The 23,533-nt window shown below is 27.9% G+C and carries 23 protein-coding genes, 1 tRNA gene and 1 pseudogene; 9 read left to right on the forward strand and 16 right to left on the reverse strand.

All coding sequences use genetic code 11. From position 1 onward, the window contains the following. Complete coding sequence (gene csx1 / locus KMP69_RS06290; protein WP_214399605.1) at positions 1-1,389, forward strand: CRISPR-associated CARF protein Csx1; 1,389 nt, start codon at positions 1-3, stop codon at positions 1,387-1,389. Between the two features lie 320 nt (positions 1,390-1,709). Here the strand turns inward: csx1 and KMP69_RS06295 are convergent, their stop codons facing one another. From KMP69_RS06295 to KMP69_RS06345, 11 genes and pseudogenes are all read right to left on the reverse strand, one after another. Then, positions 1,710-2,786: an SLC13 family permease gene (locus KMP69_RS06295; protein WP_214399606.1), complete on the reverse strand. Its 1,077-nt coding sequence runs from the start codon at positions 2,784-2,786 to the stop codon at positions 1,710-1,712. 113 nt (positions 2,787-2,899) lie between these two features. Continuing rightward, complete coding sequence (metG, locus tag KMP69_RS06300; RefSeq protein WP_214399607.1) at positions 2,900-4,858, reverse strand: methionine--tRNA ligase; 1,959 nt, start codon at positions 4,856-4,858, stop codon at positions 2,900-2,902. 113 nt (positions 4,859-4,971) lie between these two features. Beyond that, positions 4,972-6,207, reverse strand: coding sequence for a translation initiation factor IF-2 subunit gamma (locus tag KMP69_RS06305; protein ID WP_214399608.1), 1,236 nt, complete (start codon positions 6,205-6,207; stop codon positions 4,972-4,974). 256 nt (positions 6,208-6,463) lie between these two features. After that, a complete protein-coding gene (locus KMP69_RS06310; RefSeq protein ID WP_214399609.1) occupies positions 6,464-6,847 on the reverse strand; it encodes a 30S ribosomal protein S6e in 384 nt (127 codons plus the stop codon). Between the two features lie 307 nt (positions 6,848-7,154). Beyond that, a complete protein-coding gene (locus KMP69_RS06315; protein ID WP_214399610.1) occupies positions 7,155-7,349 on the reverse strand; it encodes a DUF2116 family Zn-ribbon domain-containing protein in 195 nt (64 codons plus the stop codon). Positions 7,350-7,351: 2 nt separating this feature from the next. Further along, complete coding sequence (gene pyrH / locus KMP69_RS06320) at positions 7,352-8,032, reverse strand: UMP kinase (protein ID WP_214399611.1); 681 nt, start codon at positions 8,030-8,032, stop codon at positions 7,352-7,354. Positions 8,033-8,255: 223 nt separating this feature from the next. Then, positions 8,256-8,366 (reverse strand): annotated as a pseudogene (locus KMP69_RS06325) (histone-like protein); the annotation flags it as partial. 61 nt (positions 8,367-8,427) lie between these two features. Further along, complete coding sequence (locus KMP69_RS06330; protein ID WP_214399612.1) at positions 8,428-9,477, reverse strand: THUMP domain-containing protein; 1,050 nt, start codon at positions 9,475-9,477, stop codon at positions 8,428-8,430. After that, on the reverse strand, positions 9,474-10,409 hold the full coding sequence (gene cofD / locus KMP69_RS06335; RefSeq protein WP_214399613.1) for a 2-phospho-L-lactate transferase: 936 nt from the start codon (positions 10,407-10,409) through the stop codon (positions 9,474-9,476). Before cofD ends, KMP69_RS06330 begins: the two co-directional genes overlap by 4 nt. A gap of 16 nt (positions 10,410-10,425) precedes the next feature. Next, a complete protein-coding gene (locus KMP69_RS06340) occupies positions 10,426-11,607 on the reverse strand; it encodes an MJ1255/VC2487 family glycosyltransferase (RefSeq protein ID WP_214399614.1) in 1,182 nt (393 codons plus the stop codon). Between the two features lie 18 nt (positions 11,608-11,625). Next, positions 11,626-12,888 (reverse strand): helix-turn-helix transcriptional regulator, encoded by a 1,263-nt coding sequence (locus tag KMP69_RS06345; RefSeq protein WP_250543590.1) that lies wholly within the window; start codon positions 12,886-12,888, stop codon positions 11,626-11,628. Positions 12,889-13,059: 171 nt separating this feature from the next. On the opposite strand from KMP69_RS06345, the gene KMP69_RS06350 reads away from it, so the two are divergent. After that, the gene (locus tag KMP69_RS06350; RefSeq protein WP_214399616.1) at positions 13,060-13,908 is read left to right on the forward strand and encodes a protein translocase subunit SecF; all 849 of its coding nucleotides are present in this window, start codon (positions 13,060-13,062) and stop codon (positions 13,906-13,908) included. On the opposite strand, the gene KMP69_RS06355 is transcribed toward KMP69_RS06350, so the two are convergent. Next, on the reverse strand, positions 13,905-14,408 hold the full coding sequence (locus KMP69_RS06355) for a UPF0254 family protein (RefSeq protein WP_214399617.1): 504 nt from the start codon (positions 14,406-14,408) through the stop codon (positions 13,905-13,907). The genes KMP69_RS06350 and KMP69_RS06355 overlap by 4 nt on opposite strands. A 20-nt stretch (positions 14,409-14,428) precedes the next feature. Here KMP69_RS06355 and KMP69_RS06360 point away from each other — a divergent pair, with 20 nt between their 5' ends. Then, positions 14,429-15,130, forward strand: a complete 702-nt coding sequence (locus tag KMP69_RS06360; RefSeq protein WP_214399618.1) for a class I SAM-dependent methyltransferase — start codon at positions 14,429-14,431, stop codon at positions 15,128-15,130. Positions 15,131-15,141: 11 nt separating this feature from the next. Here KMP69_RS06360 and KMP69_RS06365 read toward each other — a convergent pair whose 3' ends face one another. From KMP69_RS06365 to KMP69_RS06380, 4 genes are all read right to left on the reverse strand, one after another. Further along, on the reverse strand, positions 15,142-15,909 hold the full coding sequence (locus KMP69_RS06365) for a geranylgeranylglyceryl/heptaprenylglyceryl phosphate synthase (RefSeq protein ID WP_214399619.1): 768 nt from the start codon (positions 15,907-15,909) through the stop codon (positions 15,142-15,144). A 116-nt stretch (positions 15,910-16,025) separates the two neighbouring features. Continuing rightward, positions 16,026-17,111 carry a 3-dehydroquinate synthase II gene (locus KMP69_RS06370; RefSeq protein WP_214399620.1) on the reverse strand — a complete coding sequence of 362 codons (1,086 nt, stop codon included), beginning with the start codon at positions 17,109-17,111 and terminating at the stop codon, positions 16,026-16,028. 67 nt (positions 17,112-17,178) lie between these two features. Then, positions 17,179-17,712, reverse strand: a complete 534-nt coding sequence (hxlB, locus tag KMP69_RS06375; RefSeq protein ID WP_214399621.1) for a 6-phospho-3-hexuloisomerase — start codon at positions 17,710-17,712, stop codon at positions 17,179-17,181. 94 nt (positions 17,713-17,806) lie between these two features. Continuing rightward, positions 17,807-17,917: transfer RNA gene (locus KMP69_RS06380), tRNA-Trp, on the reverse strand. A 270-nt stretch (positions 17,918-18,187) separates the two neighbouring features. On the opposite strand from KMP69_RS06380, the gene sucD reads away from it, so the two are divergent. From sucD to proS, 6 genes are all read left to right on the forward strand, one after another. Continuing rightward, on the forward strand, positions 18,188-19,051 hold the full coding sequence (sucD, locus tag KMP69_RS06385; RefSeq protein WP_214399622.1) for a succinate--CoA ligase subunit alpha: 864 nt from the start codon (positions 18,188-18,190) through the stop codon (positions 19,049-19,051). A 152-nt stretch (positions 19,052-19,203) separates the two neighbouring features. Then, entirely contained in the window at positions 19,204-19,542 is a 339-nt protein-coding gene (locus KMP69_RS06390) for an MJ1244 family protein (protein WP_214399623.1), read from the forward strand. An 11-nt stretch (positions 19,543-19,553) separates the two neighbouring features. Continuing rightward, on the forward strand, positions 19,554-19,880 hold the full coding sequence (locus tag KMP69_RS06395; protein ID WP_214399624.1) for an MJ1244 family protein: 327 nt from the start codon (positions 19,554-19,556) through the stop codon (positions 19,878-19,880). A 13-nt stretch (positions 19,881-19,893) separates the two neighbouring features. Beyond that, the gene (locus KMP69_RS06400) at positions 19,894-20,271 is read left to right on the forward strand and encodes a DUF134 domain-containing protein (protein WP_214399625.1); all 378 of its coding nucleotides are present in this window, start codon (positions 19,894-19,896) and stop codon (positions 20,269-20,271) included. Between the two features lie 2 nt (positions 20,272-20,273). Beyond that, complete coding sequence (gene atwA, locus KMP69_RS06405) at positions 20,274-21,875, forward strand: methyl coenzyme M reductase system, component A2 (RefSeq protein ID WP_214399626.1); 1,602 nt, start codon at positions 20,274-20,276, stop codon at positions 21,873-21,875. Positions 21,876-22,085: 210 nt separating this feature from the next. Continuing rightward, positions 22,086-23,453 (forward strand): proline--tRNA ligase, encoded by a 1,368-nt coding sequence (gene proS / locus KMP69_RS06410; RefSeq protein ID WP_214399627.1) that lies wholly within the window; start codon positions 22,086-22,088, stop codon positions 23,451-23,453. Positions 23,454-23,533: the final 80 nt, after the last annotated feature.

Below are 23,533 nucleotides of genomic sequence, written 5' to 3' on the forward strand. Positions count from 1 at the left end.
ATGAAAAATATATTAATAGCACCATGGGGAAATTTTAAAAGTTGGAGAGAAGTAGAATATACTCTTGGAGACATTAAAAAACCGTCAAAAACTTCTGTATCAGTCATTTCTGAAAAAATAAAACCAGATAAAACTTATATCTTAGTATTAGATACTTTATCAAATCTAAATTCTGATAATTATAATGACATTGTTTATGAAGTAAAAAATGATGTAGAAAACTTTATAAAAAATGAAAATTTAGAGATTAAAAATTATGAAACAATTGTATGTCCCGGAGTAGGTTCATTCCCAAATGGTAAATTTTTAGGTAATCTAAGAGATTATTATTCATTTATATTATACAAACTTGCCAAAAATATAAGTGGTAATGTTCATATACACTTAGATTTAACACATGGAATTAATTATATGCCAGTTCTAACATATAAAGCAATTAGGGATATTTTAGAAATCTTAGCCATAAGAAATGATGCTAAATTAACAGTTTATAACTCAGATCCTTATGGTGGGGATCTGGCAGAGTTAAAGATACATATCGTTGAGGATTCAAAAATTATCCCAACATATCAATTTAGTGGAATTCAACAACATCCTTTAGATACTACTGAATATACTCCAAAAGAGAAAATTGGGGAGATTAAAAAGATAATAAACCAAAATAATGAGATAAAAACATTAAAATTATTGAAACAAAATATAAATGCTTTTTTAGCATCTATAAAATATGCTCTACCTTTAGTTTATTCAACTTTCTATGTGGATTACAAAATTATAGAAAAAATAGCTGATGGTATTATAGATTCGTATTTTAAATACATCCAAATAGATACAGATAATAAAACATTAAAAAGATACTTAAAACTAACAACAGATTTTGACTCTATAATAGTAGCATATAAGATTTCTAAAGAATGCAAATTAGAGAAATATATTAAAAATGAGTTATCTTTAAAAGAGATTGATAACTTAAAAGAAGAACTATTCAAAAATAACCCATATATTAGTTTTATTGGAAGAGAACTATCTACAATATATCGCATATTTAAAGAAAAATATAATGAAGAGGAAATTAACAAGATATCAAAATCTTGGATACCTATGTATAAATTTAGAAAAGAAGATAAAGATAAATTTAATATTAGAAATTTTCTTGCTCATGGAGGGCTGGAAAAGAGTGTAACAGAGATTTATATAAACTTAGATACAAATAATGAAAAGGACCGTGAAAAAATATTTAATAACATAAAATTAAGATATTGCAAAGATTTTATTAAAAAAAATAATGATATTGTAAAATTTATATACTCTTATTTAGATAAAAAAACTAATAAAGAAGAAAAAACTAATATTTTAGAAAAACTCGAAAAAGTAATGCTTAATACATAAAAAATAACTTTTAATTTACATTTTTATGAATTTTTCCAATATTTTTAATATTAAATACACATTTCTATTTTTACACCTATTATATTTATATATTTAAATATTTGATTTAATTTTTACATTAAATTTATATAATACCTGTATTATCATTTATAGTAATTACCTATAATCCCAAAAGTTAACTAAATTTAATTAACTAAGGTGTTGTTATGAAATATGCAAATGTATTGATTGGACTACTACTAATCCTTAGTGTAGTTAGTGTAAGATGTATGTCTGAAAATACAATATTTATGCTCTATTTAAGGTATCAAAATTAAAAATTATAAAAATCTGTTTTTTAAATAAAGATAGATAACTAACAAAATTAAATGCAACATATAGATTATAAATCCATACTTCAAAAACTCAATTAAATATATATTTCCCTTTGACAATCTTAAAGTTATCAAATTAGCAAAAGAGGCTATTAATGTTCCATTTCCCCCTATATTTACTCCATAGGCGATTGGTAGCCAGTTGTTGTATATATTTGACATTAAAATGGCTGTTGGAACATTTGAAAGAATTTGAGATAATATTGAGGAATAGACCATAACAAATATGTCATTCTCATAACTAATTTTAAAAAACTCTATAATACCCAATCTTTTTAAACCCTCAATATCTATAAACAAGGCACAAAATGTTAAAATAAACAGATAGTCAATTTTTACTCTCTTAATTAATGAAATAAAGAGAATTATTGGAAATAAATAAATATAGTTAAACATTCCCAAAATTGATGCAACAACTAAAATAAATATTAATAAGTAAATTAACCACTCTTTTTTAAATGTTTGAATTTCTATTGATTCTATATTTATTTTTGCTCTTTTAAAATCTAAAAAAGGAATTAAAATTAAAAGTCCAAAAATCTCCAATGGCACCATATTTACTATGAAATTTATTGGATTTATATTGTAATGATGATATATGAACAAATTTTGCGGATTCCCAAAGGGTGTTAAAGAACTTCCAATATTTGCTGAAATTCCCTCCAACATTAAAATTTTTCTTAAATTTATATTACAATATTCTGCAACTATTAAAGTTATTGGAATTACTACAAAGAGAGCAATATCGTTTGTTACAAACATAGACATTATTAAAGTCAATAAAATTAGAACAACAAAAACTCTATCAGTTTTTTTCAGTATTTTTAAAGAAATCCACTCCAAAAATCCACAGTCTTTTAAAATATTAACAATTACTAATATGTAGAATAAACTAAAAATGGTTTTCCATTCGATAATATCTACTATTTCAGTTGGCTTTATTATGAATGTTAAAAATAATACAGAAAGAAGAATAAAGAATGTAAATATTAGCTCATCAATATCTTTTAGTTTATTTTTCATACATATCCTCTTAGAGTAATATGATTATAATCTCATAACATCCTTAAAAAATTTATATATCTTGATAACATATAAAAAATAAAAATTGCCCATTTTTTCTATGATATTATTTTTTATCTTACTTTACTCCCTACTTTTATATTCTTATCAACAGTTAATAGACAAACATTTCTTTCATCATCTTCAGCCGCTAATATCATTCCTTCAGATACAACTCCACACAACTTGGCAGGTTTTAAGTTACAAACGACAATTACTTTTTTTCCAATTAATTCTTCAGGCTTATAATAATTTTTAATTCCTGAAACAATTTGTCTCTTTTCATCCCCTAAATCAACAACTAATTTTAAAAGTTTTTTTGATTTAGGAATATCTTCAGCCTCAACAACTTCTCCTACTCTTAAATCAATTTTTTCTAAGTAATTTATATCTATTTGTTCCATTTTTTCTCCTCCTTCATTTTCTTCTTTTTCTTTATTTTTATAGAGATTTTTCTTCATCTCTTCTATCTTTTTATCATCTATCTTTTTAAATATAATCTTTGGTTTTTTGAGTTCGTTTCCTTTTAAATTTAAATCAAGTTCTTCATTCATTAAATCCAATAAAGCAAGAGACTTTTTAGGCATATATGGATACAATAAATATGCTAAGGTTTTAACCACTTTGCAGCAGGTATATAATATTTCCTCCAATCTTTTTTCGTCCTCTACAGCCCATGGCTCCATCTTTTGGAAGTAACTATTCCCCTCAATAGCAAGATGCAATATATTAACTAAGGCATCTCTAAATTTGAAACTCCTTATATTTTTATCAACTAAATCAATAGTTTCTTCACATTTTTGTAATAATTTTTTATCTTCCTCTTTTAATCTCTCTTCATCTACTATTGGAACCTTTTTAAACTTTCTATGCGTAAATGTTAAAACTCTATGTGTAAAGTTTCCAATTATATTTATAAGTTCATTGTTTATCTTATTTTTAAATTCATCAAATGAGAAATCACAATCTTTAAATAAAGGGGCAGACATTATTAAGTAGTATCTCAAATAGTCTGCATCAAAATATTTAACGAAATCTTTAATCCAAATAACCCACTTTTTACTTGTACTCATCTTTTTTCCTTCTAAGGTTAGATAACCTCCACTAATTACAGATGTTGGTAGATTATACTCTCCATGAGCTATTAACATTCCTACCCAAAATACTGCATGATGAACAGTGATATCTTTTCCAATAAAGTGATAAATCTTTGTATCTTTTTCCAACCAATATTTTTTCCAAACATCCCCCAACATTTTTGTAAATGAGATATAACCAATAGGTGCCTCTAACCAAACATACATTACTTGATTGGTTCCTGGAATTGGCACTCCCCAATTTAGATCCCTTGACACATCCCAATCGTGCAACTCTTTAATCCAATTTAACGCCATATTTTTAACGTGTTCAGGCATTTCTTCAGAATTTTTAATATATTCCTCTAACTCTTTTTTTAAAGCACTTAATTTAAAGAAATAATGTTTTGTCTTTTTAATAACTGGTTTTCCTTTACATATAACACAGTATGGATCCTTTAACTCATAAGGCTCCAAATGTCTCCCACAAACTTCACAATGGTCTCCTCTTGCCTCCCCTCCACAGTATGGACAGATTCCTTCAACATATCTATCTGGCAGAAATTTTTTACAATTTTCACAGTAAAATTGCTCTATCTCTTTCTCATAAATATATCCATTCTCTTTTAACTTTAAAAAAAACTCTTGAGCAGTTTTTATATGTATCTCACTGTGTGTTTTTCCAAAAGCATCAAACTCAATTCCCAAAGAATCTAAATCCTCTTTAATTTCTTTATGATATTTTTCAACAATCTTTTCAGGTGTTGTCCTTTCTCTTTCAGCAGTTAATACAATAGGAACTCCGTGATTGTCTGTCCCTCCTATATGTATAACATCCTCTCCTTTTAATTTTAAGTATTTATACATAATATCCGCTGGAATATAAGTACTTCTTGCATGACCTAAGTGTAAAGGCCCATTCGTATATGCCAAGGCAGTTGTTATTAGATATCTCATATTAAATCCCTCCAATAGAGTTTTTTAATTAAAATTCAAACAATTAAAAAGTTAAAAAGTCAATTTTAATAAATGAATTTTATGAGCTGAAAATAACAAAAGTAAAATTTAGATTACCCTTCAATAGTTCCATATCCTATTAATCTCCATCTTGACCCTACTCTTCTACTTATAGCCACTCTATCCCCAATATCTGCACATATTGGTATTTTTAATTTTATATCTGCTATATCTCCTCTTGCTGATGTTATAACCCCTGCAGTTGTAGCAGTTCCAATATTCAGCATTAAAACCTCTCCTGTTCTTAATGGCTCAATTTTTAACTCTTCCTTAGTACCAACGACTCTCTCTAATAAATTAGCCTTTATAGTAATTTTTTCCCTTATTGGAGGGAGTGTTCCTGGCAAGCCAACAACACTTCCAGTTAATGCGTCTGACTTTGTTAAGTATGGATCTAATGTTGTCCCAACCCCAATTAAACCTCCCGGATGTGCTTTTTTAAGTATTGTATTTCCAGCAGCTAATGAGACAATTTTAGTAGTTAATGGTTTCCAAAATGTTTTATTTCCTTCAGTTACCTTAATCCCTGGTCTAATTTCAATTTCATCTCCTACTTTGAAAGTACCCTGTATTATTGCTCCTCCCAATACTCCTCCTTTTAAATCTTTAATTTCAGTTCCTGGCTTATTTATATCGAAACTTCTTGCAACATACATTCTTGGTGTAGCGTTAGGATCTCTTTCAGGCGTAGGAATAAAATCTTGTATTGCCTTTAATAAAACATCAATATTTGCTTCGTGGTGGGCAGAGATTGGGATTATTGGAGCATTTTCAGCAATAGTTCCCTTAACAAATTCCTTTATCTGTCTATAATTTTCTTCTGCCTGTTTTTCATCAACTAAGTCAATTTTATTTTGAACGATAATAATTTTGTCAATTCCTAAGATTTCTAAAGCCATTAAATGCTCTTTTGTTTGAGGTTGTGGACATGGTTCATTGGCGGCTATAACTAATATAGCCCCATCCATCAGTGAAGCTCCTGATAACATCGTAGCCATTAATGTTTCATGCCCTGGAGAATCTACAAATGAAACTCTTCTTAAAAATTCAGTTTCAGCTAAACAGTTTGGACATCTTGGTTTAGTTGTATAAGTTCCACATTGTGGGCATTTTCTTATCTCACAATCTGCATATCCCAACCTAATTGATATACCTCTCCTCAACTCTTCACTATGTCTATCTGTCCAGATTCCAGTTAATGCCTTTGTTAAACTTGTTTTTCCGTGATCAACATGACCAACCATTCCAATATTTACTTCTGCCTGTTTAGATTGTTTTTTCTTTGCCATAATTATCCCCCATGTTAATTAAATTAATTTATTGAAATAATCTTAACAACTAATAAAGATTAATAATGTGTAAATATTAAGTTTTATTTATGACTTTAACGATATTTTAAAACATTATAGTGTTTCCACATTATTTATATTTAATGTTGCAAAAAATAGTATTAAAGATAAAAATGAATTTACTGAGATTCATTTAAAAACTAACTATGAAAAATAAAAAATAAATAAATTATGCTAATTTTAACATTTATTCACTTTACTCTCCACCTTCTAATCCTAACAATTCAGGAATTGATTTTTCACCATATTCAACAACTTTACAGTTGATTTGGACAATATCTGGAGCTATTGTATTTCCTCTTACTGTTTTTCTTCTTCTCTCTCCTTTTCTTTTTGGTCTAAATCCTGGTGGAGCACTTAGTAAAACTCTAACTTTTCTACTTCCGTGGATATCTGGTCTCATTGGAAATCCACTTGAATCAGAACCTCCAGTTATTTCTAATTTGTATCCTTCTAACCCTAAGATACTACCGTCAAATGTTTCTCCTATTCTTTTTCCAACTAATGGAGTGTTATCTGCCTCTATTTGATAGCATCTACCTGTTTTTGGATCTGCAACAACAAACTTTGCTGTAGGCATTGTAATTACCTCCTTTATGTTGTTTTATTTAATTTTTTATTTTTGTAGTATATTGAATTATTCAGTTATTTAGTTTTTTAAATTTAATTTTAATTTATCTTTTTAATTCTATAATAAAACAGTTTAAATTTTTAATTTTAATTAGTTATCCCCCTATGCCTCACCAGTTTCATCATTTAACTACCCCTTTGGGGTTAAAGGGGTAGAATATCCACTGGATCATCGACGAGTCCCAACTCCTATATAGAGGAGTCAGGACAATAGACATAAGATTTATTGAAATCATTGTTTTAAATAATTTTTGGTCTTAAACCTTAAATGCTATTGAAATTATATAGTATAAAGTTATGAGTATAGCAATTGCTAAAAACATATATTGAGATCTTAACATTCTTTTTCTTTTTTGCATATATTCCATTCTACATTTTTCTGAACAAAAAACCTGATCTGGAGGAATTGAGATACCACAATTTAAACAGTGTCTATGCTTTGGAATTTCCATAATTATCCCTCTATTATTGTACCATTTATTATTCCTTTACTAACATTTAAAAGTTCTTCAGGTGTTCCTTTAACAACCACTACTTTTAATTTAGCTCTTTCAATAATTTTAGCCGCTAATAAATCAATAACTGATGATGATCCTGCCTCTAATGAAAATGATAAAGCTAAATCAACGAGTTGTTTTGCAGAAATTTTATCAAATTTTTTTGCATCTTTATATTTGTTAGGATCTTTATTATAGACACCATCTACATTTGTTCCTATAACTAATAGATCAGCGTTTATAAACTCTGCCAATGAGGCAGAAACAGCATCAGTAGTATGACCCGGATGAGTTCCACCCATAACTGGAATCTTTCCTAAACTTAAAATTAATTCTGCCTCTTCAAAAGATGTTGGAACTTTTTTTATACTATAGTCTCCTAATGCTGAAATTAAAATCATTGCGTTCATTCTCGTAGCCATTATTCCAATTTCATCGCAAAAACTATTATTAGCTTTAAGTTCTCTTGCTATACTTATATATTCTCTTGCTGTCTTTCCTCCTCCAACAACTATCGCTATTTCATGCCCTTCATCTTTTATCTTTTTAAAAACATCTGCATATTCTTTAATCTTTTTAGCATTCGCTCCTTCCTTTGGCATTATAACTGAACCACCCAAATCAAAAACTATCCTCATCATATCACCAAAAGTATATAATGAGTATTTTTGCTAATAAAAACAAAACATACTTGGTATATAAAATTAATCTTACCAAACTTTTTATTTCTACCTTCTACTAATTATTTCATAATATATTTAAATATTTGGATTAATATCCACAAAAAATAAAAAGGTGTAATATAATTATAATATTACTGTAAAGTTACCACATACTAACTTAGAGTCAACTTGATATCCGAGCCAAACTCTTTAGCAACCTTCTCATACATTTAGCAATAGCTCTACTTACTCTCTCTGCTCCTGCCTTCTTCAATATTCTTTCAAATGGTGCTACTGGTAGCTCTCCCATTAATCTCTTTTTAGGCTTTTACATTTTTAGTTTTTATAATAGGAGTATATATATTTTTCTCTTAAGTTTTTTTAAGAATTATAGTGAGTTCGTTTTTAGTATTTGCCTTTAGATTAATTATTTTATATATTTTTATATTATTATGTTTATTTAAAATACTTATAACTTTTTCTAAATCTTCTTTAATTGTTCTATATTTTCTTGCCTTTAATGTATGAATTATATATTTATCTTTTTTTAAGTATTTTGCAAATTTTAAAGTAAGTAATATAGATTCCTCTGGATATAAGTTAGTGTCATTGGTAATTAAATCAATTTCTTTATCAATTTCTTTTTTAAAATCTACATATTCAGCTTTCTTTTTTATATGAACTATGTTTTTAGCATTTACTTTTAAATCTCCAGGATCAATTGCATAAACTATTTTAGCCTTTTTCGATAAAACCTTGACCCATCCTCCAGGAGATGAGCCAATATCAACGACACAATTTAAATTTTCAAAAATATCTGGATATATTTTCATTAACTCTAAAATCTTTCTTTCTGACCTATTTAATGGTCGTTCATTATATCTTTTTAATTTTTTTAATCTCTCTATATTTTCTTTAATAACGAATTCATTAAAATCATTATTAAAAATAGATATATAGGTTTTATCTTGTAAAATTTCAATATTCACTTTAAAATCCCAATCTTTTAAATTAACTTTTAAATTTAAATTTTTAAAATTGTCTAATATATACTTTCCAATAATTTTTTCCAACTCTTCGCTTGTAAAATTATGCTGTCCTCTTCTATTACATCTAACCACGAAGGATTTGCCTTTTATATATTCTTTCTTTTCATTTATTAATAAAGATACATTCTTTTTTATTTCCTCGATATCTGTTTGGCATTTTAGTTCTAAAGGAATTAACCTAAGTAAAAATTTTAAATTGTCTTTATTTTCTTTAATATAATTTAAAAATTCGTAAGGATTATTAGAATAAGCTATTAATATCCCTCTAAATGGTGTCCAAGATATTTTCTTTTTTATTGGTAATTTCTCTAATTCTTCCTTTAATTTTGGCTCAAATCCAGGCTTTGTTGTTATTAAAGCAACGGGTTTCATAGATTTCCACTAAACTCTATAATATTTTTTGCTAATCTAACTTTGTCCTCTAATGTTTTCATAATTGTATTTGTTATTAAAACTTCACAAGGTAGTTCTTTAGCTAACTCTTTATCAGTTTTATCTACAACTAATATATCTACTATATCCTTATAAAATTCATAAACTCCTCTAATTGACACTTCATAACCTTTAACCTTCATCAACTTTCCTGCAGGTCCAGAGACAGCAAAATTTCCAACAATAGGAGAGACAACGACAACTTTTTTATCTTTCAATATTTCTCTAATTCCCTTTAAACTTAAAATAGGTCCTATGGATGTTATTGGATTAGAGGGACCAATAATAACAAGGTCACTTTTTTCCAAAGATTCTAAAGATTTTTCGCAAGGTTTGGCATATAGACAATTTTCATAAATAACATCTAAGACATTAACATCTCCCTTTCTCTTAACCCAAAAGTCGTGAAATTTTAATAAGTCAATCTTACCATCAACATTGGCCAAAATTTTTGTCTCAACTCTATCGTCTGTCATAGGAATAACTTTTGCTTTAATTTTTAACGCCTCTCTTTCCATCTCAACGATTTCAGAGAGTTTATAACCTCTTCTTAAATAATAACTTTTGTGCATTTTTAATGCCCTATCTTTGTCCCCAATTTTTAAAACTTCATCAAATCCCAAATTTTTAAGTTGTTCGTGAGTATAAAATGTATCTCCTTTAACTCCATACCAAGTATCTTCGTTAATTAAATCAGCAAGTGTATATAGAACGGTATCAACATCTGGAGATAAATATAGATCTCCTATCCAAGTATCTTCACCAGTATTAACAATAACAGATAATTTCTCATTATCAACAACTCTTTTTAAACCCTGTAATAGTTTTGGAGTTCCAGTTCCACCAGATAAGACAGTAATCACAATGACCACCTAATTTAGTTAAACTTTATCTTATAGGAAATTTCCACTTTAATTTTGTAATTATTTTGTGAGATATTTTATCAGTTAAATAGTATTTGTTTATTTTAGATTTATTTTCTAATATCTCATCTATTATTTTTTTAATATTTTTTTTACCATTGTATTTTTTTGCTAACTCTTTCATTTTTAAGGCATTTCTTTTATAAACTTTAATATCTCTTATATCAAAAATTGCCTCTTCCAATCTATACAATTCTTTATATGATAAAGAGATTCCACAGCATAGTTCATGAACTTTTTTAGCATTGTTACATTGCTCTGGATGATCTAAATCAGGAATAACTATTAATGGTTTTCCAAAAGATAAAGATTCCATAATTGTTGAATGTCCTCCGTGAGATATAACAAGTTCAGAATTTTTTATTAAATCTTTCATATTTGTTGTTATAGGAATTATCTCTATATTTTTATAATTGTAAGATGGCAAATTTAAGTCATCCTTTAACTTTTTAGCAACAGTGTAACTACCACAAACAAGTTTAACATTGAAATCATTTTTTAAAGCAATTTTTCCAAGTTCTTCAAGTATTTTGTATCTATACTCAAATCCTCCAATAACGCTAAGTATATAATCCTCATTTCCATCTTCAACATCGTATCTTATTAAAGGTCCAATAAATTCCATATTTTTTAAAATCTTTAAGTTGTATTCACATACAGTATATGGTGGAGGAAAATCAGGAACTATAAATTTTTCACATCTTCTATTTATCATATTTAATGCCTTCATTGTAGGATAAACTATTAAATCTGTCTTTAATTTATATTTGGTATAATTTTGATTACTTATGCAAATAACAGGCTTTTTTAAAAGTTTTGCTGCAACAACTGTGCTATACTTACAATCAGAGATTATTAAATCTGGGTTGTATTCCTTTATAATTTCATATTCTTTTTTAATTGCTTTTTTTGGACTATATTCTTTATTGAATATTGTTGAAGTTATGTCAAATTTTCCATCTTTTCCTTTAAGTTTTATCTCTGGAAAAGTTTCAAAAACTTTAAAATTGTATTTTTCTATGAAATCTTTACTTTTACCATAGGCAATGTATGCAATTTCATAACTATCTTTTAAACTCTCCCCAATAGCCAAACATCTGGTTGTATGACCAAAACCTTCCCCACAAACTGAGATTAAAATTCTCATAATCTCCCCAATAAGTTTTTATAGTAATTTTTTACTCTCTTCTGTAAGTGTTAATTTATTAATTCTTCCTATTTTTTCTTTTTTTATTATTTTTCTATCTTCTAATTCAGATACAATTCTTGAAACTTTAGGCTTACTCATTTTAGTAATTTCTACTAACTCTTTTTGTGTAATATGTCCATATTTTTTTATTAAGTCAATTATTATTTTCTCATCCTCAGTTAAAAAATCCCATAAAACTCCTTTTTTTAGATTTTGATATTCTTCTACAACCTTATTTAATTCTTCTACCTTTTCTTTCAATTTTTTATTTTCATTTTTCAATTTTTTCACAAGTTCATTTAAGTAATTAATCTCTTCCAGATATTTTTGATTTTCGTTGATAAGTTTGTCTAACTCACTTTTATACTCTGAAACCTTATCATTTAAAACACTAATAATTTCATCTTTACTTAATATGTTTCTATTAGCCCTATTTAATTCTTCTTTTAATTCATTAATCATATTATTTAATTTTAAGATTTCTTCATCTTTATTTTTCAATAATTTTTTTAATTTTTCCAACTCATTTATTATACTGATATTTTTTTCCAAAATTTTTTTCTTAGACCTATTTTCTCTAATAAATAAGCCCCCAAATATTAAAATACTCAACATTAGTAATATTAAAGTATATTTTAGGTTACTATTGGTTAGTATATTGTTAGTTTCTATAATATTTTGAGTAGGAAATTTTACAAAGGTATATTTAACTGCAATAGTAAATGTTATCTCTTTATTTAAGTTGAGATTCCAAACAATTATCTGATGTTTTCCGTCAGTTGTTATCTTATAACCTGATGGGGTCACAAATAAATTTCCTTGATATGACGATATTACAGCTCCTGGTGGTAGGATAACTTCTATTGTAGCATTCTTTGAAGATATTGGAAAACTCATTATAAGTTGGTATATATCATTTTTTATCCATACGGCATCTGAAACTAAGAGATTAAATGTAATATTAGTATATTTTCTTGGCGGAACTGGTTTATCAAACTCTAAACCAAATGTGGTAGCTCCCTCTTCATATAGTATTGAATAACCTTTAATGCCATTTGGTGAGTATATGGTATAATTTTTAACATTCTGTGGAATTGTAAATGTAATACTACTAAGATTTTCATCTTTATCATTATAAATCAACAGTGTTATTGTTTCATTTATAGTATTATCGGGATTAACAATACATTCAATATTTGTCTCTTTAATTACATATCCTAAAGATACATCTACAAGCAAAAGTAATAAAAATAAAGACATAATAAGTTTTGTCTTAATAGTCACCACCTTAGTATATAAAATATTATAATAAAATAAACTTTATTCATTAATAAAATTTACTAATATTACACATTCAAAAAATTTAAGTTTAAGGTTTGTATCAGCAACAATAAATAGAGGTTGAGACTTATGTTCATAAAAGATTATAGGGTATCTATTGCAATTCCAATAATACTTTTAATTTCGTCAATATTTTTAATCTTTTATGAAGGTATTCCCAAAAGTATAGACATTACAGGTGGAACTGAAATAACAATTAAAGTAGATAAAGATATTGATATATCCCCTCTAAAAGAATCACTCGATGGAATAGCAGAAGTAAAAAAATTAAAATCTGCAGATGGATATTACATTGTTATTAGAGTAAGCGAGGATAAAGTAGATATAGCCAAAGAAAAAATTAAAGAATTTTTCCACGTTGATAGTTTAGATGAATTAAATTATTCTGAAAAAACTGTTGGAGCTATATTAAGTTCCAAATTCTTTGAAGAAGGTTTTAAGGCAATTTTATTTGCTTTTATATTTATGGCTATAGCTGTTTATGTTGCATTTAGAAATCCAGTGGCGAGTGGAGTTATAATACTCTCCGCAATTTCAGATTTAATTATGGCATTGGGTGGAATGAGCTTATTTAAAATAGAGATATCATCAGCAACTATAGCGGCTTTATTAATGGTTATTGGTTATAGTGTAGATTCAAACATATTACTAACTACGAGAGTGTTAAAAAGATTATCAAAAGAGTTTGATGAGGTTGTAAAAGATGCTATGAAAACTGGATTGACTATGACTTTAACTACAATCAGTGCTATGACTGTTTTATTGATAGTTGTAAAACTTTTTATTCCAGTTGCTGAGATTTTATCAAACATTGCTACAGTTTTAATTTTAGCCTTAATTGCTGATATTATAAACACATGGTTTTTGAATGCTGGGATATTAAAATACTATATAACTCAATATAAAGGCAAAAATTAAAAATATTCTTTTTTTAAGATTTCTAAAAATTTTTTAATACCCTTTTCTATTCCACTTTTTTGCCTTTCTTTAACATTTTCAAAAGTTAATAAGTTTGCATAAACATCAGATGTAAATAAATATATATTATAATCTGTAACTATACAAATAGCCCCTCTTCCAATTCCAGCAGTAGTTCCAATACCTATATTGGCATTTAATTTTTTCTTTAAACTGTTAGCCATTAACTTTGCCACTTCTAAATCTTTCTCTTCGCTGTATGCCTTTGCATATTTATAATTATAATCTGGCTCTGGAAGTTTTACATCTAACAATTTCTCAGCCCCATATATTGATGGAACAAACATAGATACTAAAACTTTAACATTTTTTATTAATCTTAAATCTTCATCAGAAAATAAATATTTATATTTAAAATTTTCATAGCCAGATGAAGCTTTGTGTATGGTTAAACCAATATTTGCATGGGTAAAGCATTCAGCAGTGGCAACTGTAATCATATTATCACTTCGTGGTATTTATGGGAATTAAAGATTACTATGATAAATTGGCAAAAAACTATGATAAATTATATAAAAACAAGTATATGAGAATTGTGGAAAAGGAGATTATAAAAAAAGAAATTAAGGATAATGATTTTGTTTTAGACATTGGTTGTGGAACTGGGGAACAGTTAAAAATTTTAAATAAAGCAATTGGTTTAGATATATCAATAGAAATGGCTAAAATAGCAAATAAAAAAACTAATAAACCTGTTGTTGTAGCAAATGCTGAATTTATACCCTTTAAAAATAGGAGTTTTGATAAGGTTATATCATTTTTTGGAGCTTTAAATCATTGTAATATAAAGAAAGTTTTTAAAGAAGTTAGAAGAGTTTTAAAAGATGATGGAGTTTTTATTTTTACTGTGGCAAATATCTATGATATAAAATGGATATTAAAGAATATTATAAAAGGTAACTTTAAAAAAATAAGAAAATCATTAAAGAAAAGAAAAGGGACTATAATAAAAGTAGTTGATGGAGAAAAAATAAAAGTAAAAACAAGATTTTATAGCATTAAAGAAATTGAGGAACTCCTAAAAAAAGAAGGTTTTGAAATATTATATACCTTTGGAGCAAATATTACAAACTCTCCATTGGATATGTTTATTTATAAAAGCTTTTTAAAGCATTTTGCCTCCTATATTGGCTTTGTTGTTAAAAAGAAGAATAAACGCTAATCTTATTATTTTTATTTAACCTTATTTTTTAATTTTTCTTTTCCTGCCCTTTTTATTGCGTCATACATCATCTCAACAGCATTAGGATTTTTCTCCAACAGATTACCAGTAACTATCGCATCAGCTCCTGCTAAAACTTTTTCATAAGCAATTTCTGGCTTTCTAATTCCTCCACCAACTATTATATTGATATTAGATAGTTTTTTTGATAAAGCAATTGTTTCATTATTCACTGGATACTCTGCCCCACTACCCGCCTCTAAGTATGCCCATCTCATTCCAAAGAACTTTGCTGATAAACAATACATGGCTGTAATATTTGGTTTATTCTGTGGGATTTCTCTAATTTCCCCAATGTAACCAACAGCTGTTTTTCTTGCTGGCTCTATACAGAGATAAGCCATAGGGATTGGCTCTAACTTGTATTTTAAAATTGTTATCGCCCCTAAAGTTGGAGCAGTTACAACCCAGTAAGTATTTGTTGAATTCATTAAGCTCATGTAAAAAACAGCATCAGCATATTTTGATAATCCATCTACATTCCCAGGAAATAAAATTATAGGAAGTTTAGTTATCTTTTTTATAGTTTTCACTTTCTCATCTAAATCAATTATTCCAATACTACCTCCAACCATTATAGCATCTGCATAATCCTTAATTTTTTCTGATATTTCTTCAATATTTTCCTCTTCTGGGTCTAATAAAGTTAAATAAACTGCCCCTTCTTCTTCAATAATTTGTGTTAATTTTTTCTCAACTTTTCCTATTTTTATTTCCATACTTTCACCAAAATAGAAGATTGAAATTTTAAAATAAATTTATATAAAATAAAAATCAAAATTACAATATAAGAACTAAAAGATTATATTTAAAATTTAAAAATAGTTTTTGATATTCACTTTTCAATTATTGTTTCCTTTATAGCCATTCCAAAATGTCTCGCATATTCATCTGGTCTTATTAAAACTTTGTCTCCTGGTTTTAAATCAACAACAGAGACTGGTTCTCCTTTTTCATTAACCAATCTTATGGTTTCAGCGTTTTGTAATATTGTTCTAATTATATCTCCTTTATACTCTGCTTCAATTAACACTAAAGGTCTTCTTTCAATTTTAACTCTGCCAACTATTGCCTCTCTCGCGTTTCCATCCTTATCTACTATTAAAACCTTATCTCCTGCTTTTAATTCACTTAAATATTTTGTTTTATTTCCTGGGCATAATATATAGGCATGAACAGGCCCTGCATTAACTCTGAAAGGTCTTGTAGATACATAAGGATTCTCTACAGTCTCAGAATGAACTAAAAATAATCCTCTTGAATATGAACCAATTAACATTCCCTCCCCAATGTTCATTAAGGAGCAAGTGTCTATACAAACCCTATCTCCACTACCTATTGGCTCTACATTTGTTATTGTTGCTACATCTAATTTTACCTTCTCTTTATTCATTTCCTCAATTAATTTTGACAACTCTTTTATATCCTCTAAGTTTTTTGGGTTTAAAAGAACTCCATCAGTCCCTTTTTCTAAAATTTCATAGGCAACTTTTGCCTCATCAACTGAATCAACACTTGCAATAATCTTTACATCTCTATTAAATAAATCTGCTATTAAGTTCTCTAATGGAATTATAGTCCAATCTCTACCCTCTAATATAATATTATCAACAAAGCCAAACCTTGCTACTTCTGAAGCAAATTCTTCATCTTCTTTTGACTCTATAGGAATGTATATCGCAGTTTCTTTACCTAAATTTTTTGCCTCTTTTAAAAATTCTATGTTGTCATTTTTATTTACTAAGACAATATCAGCATCCAAAGAATGTGAGGCGACTTTAATATTTCCCAATTCTTTAATTTTTTCAATATCTTCTGGTTCAGCAACAACTACGGGAATTGATGACTCTAAAGCCATTTTTACAATTTCTTTCTTATCTTCCCAATTATCTCCTGTAACTCTAATCCATCCAAATTTCATATTTTCACCTACTCACAAAATATTAACATTAAAAATAGTCCGTAATGATGATATATATACTTATATCTTATAATAGATTACAATGTCTCTTTATTATTTCGCTTTCATCTAAGTTTAATTTTTTCATAATTTCGGCAATAACTAAATCTAAGAATATTAATACCATTTCTTCAAATGCTGTTCCCATTGGTAAGTAATTTGATTTTTTAATTGGTAATTGGATAGTTATATCTACAAACTCCATTATAGAGCCACACTCACAAACAATAGCAACAATATTATTATTTATCTTTTTAGCCCTCTTGGCTACAATCAAAACACTCTCTGTCTTTCCACTACCTGTTATTAAAATTAATAAATCATCCTTTTCGTAAGATGGCGTTGTTGTATCTCCAACAAAATAAGAGTTAAAGCCAAGATGCATCAATCTCATAGCAAAAGATCTTCCTACATATCCACTTCTTCCTACGCCAAATACAAAAATTTTTTTTGCATTTATTATTTTATCTATTAATAAATTCATTTTTTGTTTCCATTCGTCTTCAATATAAAATTTTTTTAATGTATTAATATTTTGTAAGATAATTTCAAGTTCTTCCAATTTCGACACCTATCGAATTTATATTCACAAATATATCTAAATTTATTGATTAATATTTTAAAAATAAAAACAAATTAATTAATTTCTTAAAAAATGGTGGGGGTGCTGGGATTTGAACCCAGGTCCAGGGATTTCTCCTGCTATAGTCCAGTGCCCTATAGGCATCTGGAGTCCCCGATGATAGACCTGGCTACACCACACCCCCTCATTAACGACACATATAAAAAGTTATAAGGGAGTATTTAAACTTTACGGTTTATGGGTTTTAAATGTAATGATGAATTTTCATTAAAAATAAAAATTTAAATATATATTATTTAAATATATATTAATTCTGTTTTTATAGTATTTTATATGGTTTCTATTTTTATTTTGTCTGTGGAAAAAATTTCGTAATCATACCTTTTATATATTAGATTTTACTTTTTTATTGTTTATATGTTAAAACTTATATAACTTATTAAAGGTGTAAATTATGATTTTATTAGACGAAAATACAAGAGCAATAGTTCAAGGAATAACTGGAAAACAGGGAAGTTTTCATACAAAAAAAATGTTAGAATGTGGAACAAAAATTGTTGGTGGAGTTACCCCAGGAAAGGGAGGAATGAATGTTCATGGAGTTCCAGTTTTTGATACTGTTAAAGAGGCAGTTAAAGAAACAGATGCTAATGCATCGGTAATTTTTGTTCCAGCACCATTTGCTAAGGATGCTGTTTTTGAAGCAATAGATGCAGGATTGGATTTAATTGTCGTTATAACTGAGCATATTCCTATTCAGGATACAATGGAATTCGTAAATTATGCAGAAGATTTAGGAGTTAAAATTATTGGTCCTAATACCCCAGGAATAGCCTCTCCAAAAGTAGGAAAACTTGGAATTATACCAATGGAAGTGTTAAATGTTGGTAATATTGGAATAGTTTCAAGAAGTGGAACTTTAACTTATGAGATTGCACATCAAATAAAAAAGGCAGGTTTAGGAGTATCAACGTGTGTAGGAATTGGTGGAGATCCAATAACTGGGTTAAGATATAAAGAAGTTTTAGAGTTATTTGAAGAGGATGATGAAACTGAGGCTGTTGTATTAATTGGAGAAATTGGAGGAGGTGCTGAAGAAGAGGCAAGTAAGTTTATAAAAAAGATGAAAAAACCTGTCGTAGGATATATTGCAGGACAGTCTGCTCCAGAAGGTAAAAGAATGGGGCATGCAGGGGCAATAATTGAAAAAGGAAAGGGTACTGCTAAAAGTAAAATGAAGGCATTAGAAGAGGCAGGGGCTTATGTGGCAAGGAGAATATCTGATATTCCAAAAATACTGTCAGAATTTATAAAATAAGAAGATCAATAAAATCTAAGACTATGCTATAAAAAACTTAATACCTATAAATGTATAAAGTAATAGATATATGATAATATAAAAGTTAAATGAAAAACTTTATATTTTATTTTTTAAAATTAATTTTTAACTTTTCCACATAGGGGGATAATATGTCAAAAAGAGTATTATTAAAACTGTTTATTGAAGAAAAGAATATTAATAAGGCTATAAATATTATGACCTTGGCTGGAATTTCTGGATTCTTTTTACATAACTATAGAGGTATGTCATCAGATAAGTTCAAAACTCTAAAAAAGGAGGATTTAGAAGATATTAATAAAGTTTATGAAATTATAAATAAAGAATCTGATAAAGCTGTTATTATAGGAACAGTTGTTAAAGAAGAGAAATCTAAAAAGATAGAGGAATTACTAAAAGAAAAAATGTCAAATGATAAATGGACATTAATTAAAATCCCAATATTAAAAGTTAAGGTTCATAAGGTTTAAAAGGTGAAATTATGAAAATCTTACTGTATTTATTTGTCGAAAGTGAAAATGTTGGGAAGGCAATAAATGCATTATCAGAGGGCGGAATAACAGGGTTTTTTTTATACGATTATAAAGGGATGTCTCCTCAAGATTGGCATGGATTTTTGTTAGATGAAGATCCTGAAATGGCTATAAAGGCTGTTAGCGATTTAGCACAAAATGCTGTATTAATTGGAACTGTTGTTAGTGAAAGCAAACTTATGGAGTTAGAAAAAATTATAGACGAAAAACTTGCTGACTGTAAATACACTATAATTGAAATCCCAATAGAGGGAATTATTGTAAATATGCCCTAAATGAGGAGATGATATGGGTAGAAGAGGAAGACCAAAGATACCAAGATTTATATCTGAGGAACCTAAGTTTAGAATATTTAAACCTCATGGAGTACCTTTTAGACATTTAGATAAAGTTGTATTAACAGTAGATGAATTAGAGGCTATTAGGTTAGTTGATTATATGGACTTTACTCAGGAGGAGGCGGCAAAGTTAATGGGTATTTCAAGGAGAGTGTTGTGGAGTTTATTAAAAGAAGGTAGAAAAAAGATATCTGATGCATTAATAAATGGGAAAATTATAATTATTGAAGGTGGTTTTTACAAAATTAGAGAATGTGGTTTTTGTATGAGAAATAGATTTGGAATAAAAAAACATTGTAGAAATATAAACAATATGAATGGTGAGTAGTTATGATACTATTGGAAGTAAATAATGTAACAAAAAAGTTTGGAGATAAGGTAGTTTTAAAAAATATTTCATTTAAATTGGAGGAAGGAGAATCCTTAGGTATATTAGGAAGAAGTGGAGCAGGGAAATCTGTTCTATTACATATGTTAAGAGGAATGGATGGATATGAGCCAACTGAGGGAAATATTATATATCATGTCTCATACTGTGAAAAGTGTGGATATGTAGATGTTCCTTCAAAGGCAGGTTCTCCATGTAAAAAGTGTGGAAACACTCTAAAAAAGATAGATGTAGATTTTTGGAATGATAAAAAATATACATATAATTTAAAAAAGAAAATTGCTATAATGCTTCAAAGAACATTTGCCTTATATGGAGAGAAAACAGTTATTGAGAATATTTTGGAAGCTTTGTATCAGGCAGGTTATGAAGGAAAAGAGGCTATAAATAAGGCGTTAGAATTAATTAAGATGGTTAAGTTAGAGCATAGAATTACTCACATTGCAAGAGATTTAAGTGGTGGAGAAAAACAGAGAGTAGTTTTAGCAAGGCAAATAGCAAAAGAGCCATTTATATTTTTAGCAGATGAGCCAACAGGAACATTAGACCCTCAAACTGCTAAGTTAGTTCATAAGGCATTAAAAGATTTAGTTATAAATAACAATATAAGTTTAATTTTAACTTCACACTGGCCAGAAGTTATTGCTGAGCTAACAGAAAGGGCTATTTGGTTAGATAACGGAGAAATTATAATGGAAGGTACATCAGAGGAAGTTTATAATAAATTTATGGAATCTGTAAAAGAGTTCCAAAAACCAGAAGTTGAAATAGAAATTAAGGAAGATATTATAAAATTGGAGCATATATCTAAACACTACTGTTCAGTTGAAAGAGGTGTTATTAAAGCTGTAGATGATGTAACACTCAATATAAGAGAAAACGAAATATTTGGTTTAGTTGGGACAAGTGGGGCTGGAAAAACAACATTGGCAAAAATTATTGCAGGAGTTCTCCCACCATCAAAAGGAAAGTATTGGTTTAGAGTAGGAGATGAATGGGTAGATATGACAAAGCCCGGATTAAATGGAAGAGGTAGAGCTAAGAGATATATTGGAATATTATTCCAAGAGTATGCATTGTATCCACATAGAACTATATTGGAAAACTTAACCGAGGCAATAGGTTTAGAACTACCAGACGAATTTGCAAGAATGAAGGCAGTTTATACTTTAACTTCAGTAGGATTTAGTGAAGAGGAGGCTGAAGAAATCTTAGATAAGTATCCTAATGAATTGAGTGTTGGTGAAAGACATAGATGTGCCTTAGCACAAGTTTTAATAAAGGAGCCAAGAGTTGTTATATTAGATGAGCCAACAGGAACTATGGACCCTATAACAAGAAATATAGTTGCAGAATCCATCTTAAAATCAAGAATTGAGTTAGAGCAAACATATATTATTGTTTCTCACGATATGGATTTCGTATTAAATGTTTGTGATAGAGCCGGGTTAATGAGAAATGGTAAATTAATCAAAGTAGGAAAGCCAGAAGAAATTGTTCCATTATTAACTGAAGAGGAAAAACAAGAGATGTTCAATAAGTAAAATTTAAGTTTAGAATTTTTATTAACTTTAATAATTATTTATATTAGTTGTGAATGCCCTATTAAGGTTGTTAAACTAAAAACCTAACAAATATTTTTAAAATTTTACATAAATCTTAAATTTTAAGTTCATTTTTGTTTAATATTGTAAGCCATTATTTATTGTCTTTTTTTAAAAAAGCAAAAAAATTTTATTAAAATGGGTGATAGTTTGGAATTTTCAGAGTGGTACTCAGATATATTAGAAAAAGCTGAAATTTATGATGTTAGATATCCAATAAAAGGATGTGGAATTTATCTACCTTATGGATTTAAAATCAGAAGATATACATTTGAAATAATTAGGAATTTGTTAGATAAAAGTGGGCATGAAGAGGTTTTATTCCCATTGTTAATTCCAGAAAATCTATTGGCTAAAGAAGGAGAACATATAAAAGGATTTGAGGATGAGGTTTATTGGGTAACTCATGGGGGAAAGACCCCATTAGATGTTAAATTAGCTTTAAGACCTACATCTGAAACTGCAATATACTATATGATGAAACTTTGGGTAAAGGTTCATACTGACTTACCTATAAAAATTTATCAAATTGTCAATACTTTTAGATATGAAACAAAGCACACAAGGCCTTTAATTAGATTGAGAGAAATAATGACTTTTAAAGAGGCACATACAGCACATTCTACAAAAGAAGAGGCAGAGAATCAAATTAAAGAAGCAATATCAATTTATAAAAAATTCTTTGACACCTTAGGAATTCCATACTTAATTTCAAAGAGACCAGAATGGGACAAATTTCCAGGGGCTGAATATACAGTTGCCTTCGATACGATATTCCCAGACGGTAGAGCGATGCAAATAGCAACAGTTCATAATTTAGGGCAGAATTTTTCAAGGACTTTTGAAATTATATTTGAAACTCCAACAGGAGATAAGGATTATGCTTATCAAACCTGCTATGGTATTTCAGATAGAGTTATTGCCTCAATTATAGCAATACACGGAGATGAAAAAGGATTAATTCTGCCCCCAATTGTAGCACCAATACAAATAGTTATAGTCCCATTAATCTTTAAAGGACAGGAAGATTTAGTTTTAAATAAGGCAAAAGAGATTTATGAAAGATTAAAAGATAAGTATAGAGTTTATATTGATGACAGAGATATAAGACCTGGAAGAAAGTTTAATGATTGGGAAATAAAGGGAGTGCCTTTGAGAATTGAAATAGGACCAAAAGATATTGAAAATAAAAAAATAACTCTATTTAGAAGAGATACTATGGAGAAGTTTCAAGTAGATGAGTCACAATTAGAAGATGTTATAGAAAAAACTTTAAATAATATTATGGAAAACATTAAAAATATAGCTTGGAAAAAATTTGAAGACTTTATAACGGTTATAGATAATTTAGATACTGATAAAATTAAAGAAATACTTTCTCAAAGAAAGGGAATAATATTAATCCCATTTAATGAAGAAATTTATAATGAAAAACTTGAAGAAAAGGTGGAAGCAACTATTTTAGGAGAAACTGAATATAAAGGAAATAAGTATATTGCAATAGCTAAAACTTATTAATCTATTTTTACATCTATAAAAAATATTTTATATAAAAATATTTTAACTAATAGGTTTCTTTATAACAATTGTGAATTTAA

It is taken from the genome of Methanocaldococcus lauensis, assembly GCF_902827225.1.
Classification (GTDB): domain Archaea; phylum AGJL01; class Methanococci; order Methanococcales; family Methanocaldococcaceae; genus Methanocaldococcus; species Methanocaldococcus lauensis.

Bases quoted from the DNA above. Each gene is read 5' to 3' on its own strand.
- csx1 (WP_214399605.1), top strand. From the start codon at position 1: ATGAAAAATATATTAATAGCACCATGGGGAAATTTTAAAAGTTGGAGA.
- KMP69_RS06295 (WP_214399606.1), bottom strand. From the start codon at position 2,786: ATGAAAAATAAACTAAAAGATATTGATGAGCTAATATTTACATTCTTT.
- metG (WP_214399607.1), bottom strand. From the start codon at position 4,858: ATGAGATATCTAATAACAACTGCCTTGGCATATACGAATGGGCCTTTA.
- KMP69_RS06305 (WP_214399608.1), bottom strand. From the start codon at position 6,207: ATGGCAAAGAAAAAACAATCTAAACAGGCAGAAGTAAATATTGGAATG.
- KMP69_RS06310 (WP_214399609.1), bottom strand. From the start codon at position 6,847: ATGCCTACAGCAAAGTTTGTTGTTGCAGATCCAAAAACAGGTAGATGC.
- KMP69_RS06315 (WP_214399610.1), bottom strand. From the start codon at position 7,349: ATGGAAATTCCAAAGCATAGACACTGTTTAAATTGTGGTATCTCAATT.
- pyrH (WP_214399611.1), bottom strand. From the start codon at position 8,032: ATGAGGATAGTTTTTGATTTGGGTGGTTCAGTTATAATGCCAAAGGAA.
- KMP69_RS06330 (WP_214399612.1), bottom strand. From the start codon at position 9,477: ATGAAACCCGTTGCTTTAATAACAACAAAGCCTGGATTTGAGCCAAAA.
- KMP69_RS06340 (WP_214399614.1), bottom strand. From the start codon at position 11,607: ATGAGAATTTTAATCTCAGTTTGTGGGGAAGGTTTTGGTCATACAACC.
- KMP69_RS06350 (WP_214399616.1), top strand. From the start codon at position 13,060: ATGTTCATAAAAGATTATAGGGTATCTATTGCAATTCCAATAATACTT.
- KMP69_RS06355 (WP_214399617.1), bottom strand. From the start codon at position 14,408: ATGATTACAGTTGCCACTGCTGAATGCTTTACCCATGCAAATATTGGT.
- KMP69_RS06360 (WP_214399618.1), top strand. From the start codon at position 14,429: ATGGGAATTAAAGATTACTATGATAAATTGGCAAAAAACTATGATAAA.
- KMP69_RS06365 (WP_214399619.1), bottom strand. From the start codon at position 15,909: ATGGAAATAAAAATAGGAAAAGTTGAGAAAAAATTAACACAAATTATT.
- KMP69_RS06370 (WP_214399620.1), bottom strand. From the start codon at position 17,111: ATGAAATTTGGATGGATTAGAGTTACAGGAGATAATTGGGAAGATAAG.
- sucD (WP_214399622.1), top strand. From the start codon at position 18,188: ATGATTTTATTAGACGAAAATACAAGAGCAATAGTTCAAGGAATAACT.
- KMP69_RS06390 (WP_214399623.1), top strand. From the start codon at position 19,204: ATGTCAAAAAGAGTATTATTAAAACTGTTTATTGAAGAAAAGAATATT.
- KMP69_RS06395 (WP_214399624.1), top strand. From the start codon at position 19,554: ATGAAAATCTTACTGTATTTATTTGTCGAAAGTGAAAATGTTGGGAAG.
- KMP69_RS06400 (WP_214399625.1), top strand. From the start codon at position 19,894: ATGGGTAGAAGAGGAAGACCAAAGATACCAAGATTTATATCTGAGGAA.
- atwA (WP_214399626.1), top strand. From the start codon at position 20,274: ATGATACTATTGGAAGTAAATAATGTAACAAAAAAGTTTGGAGATAAG.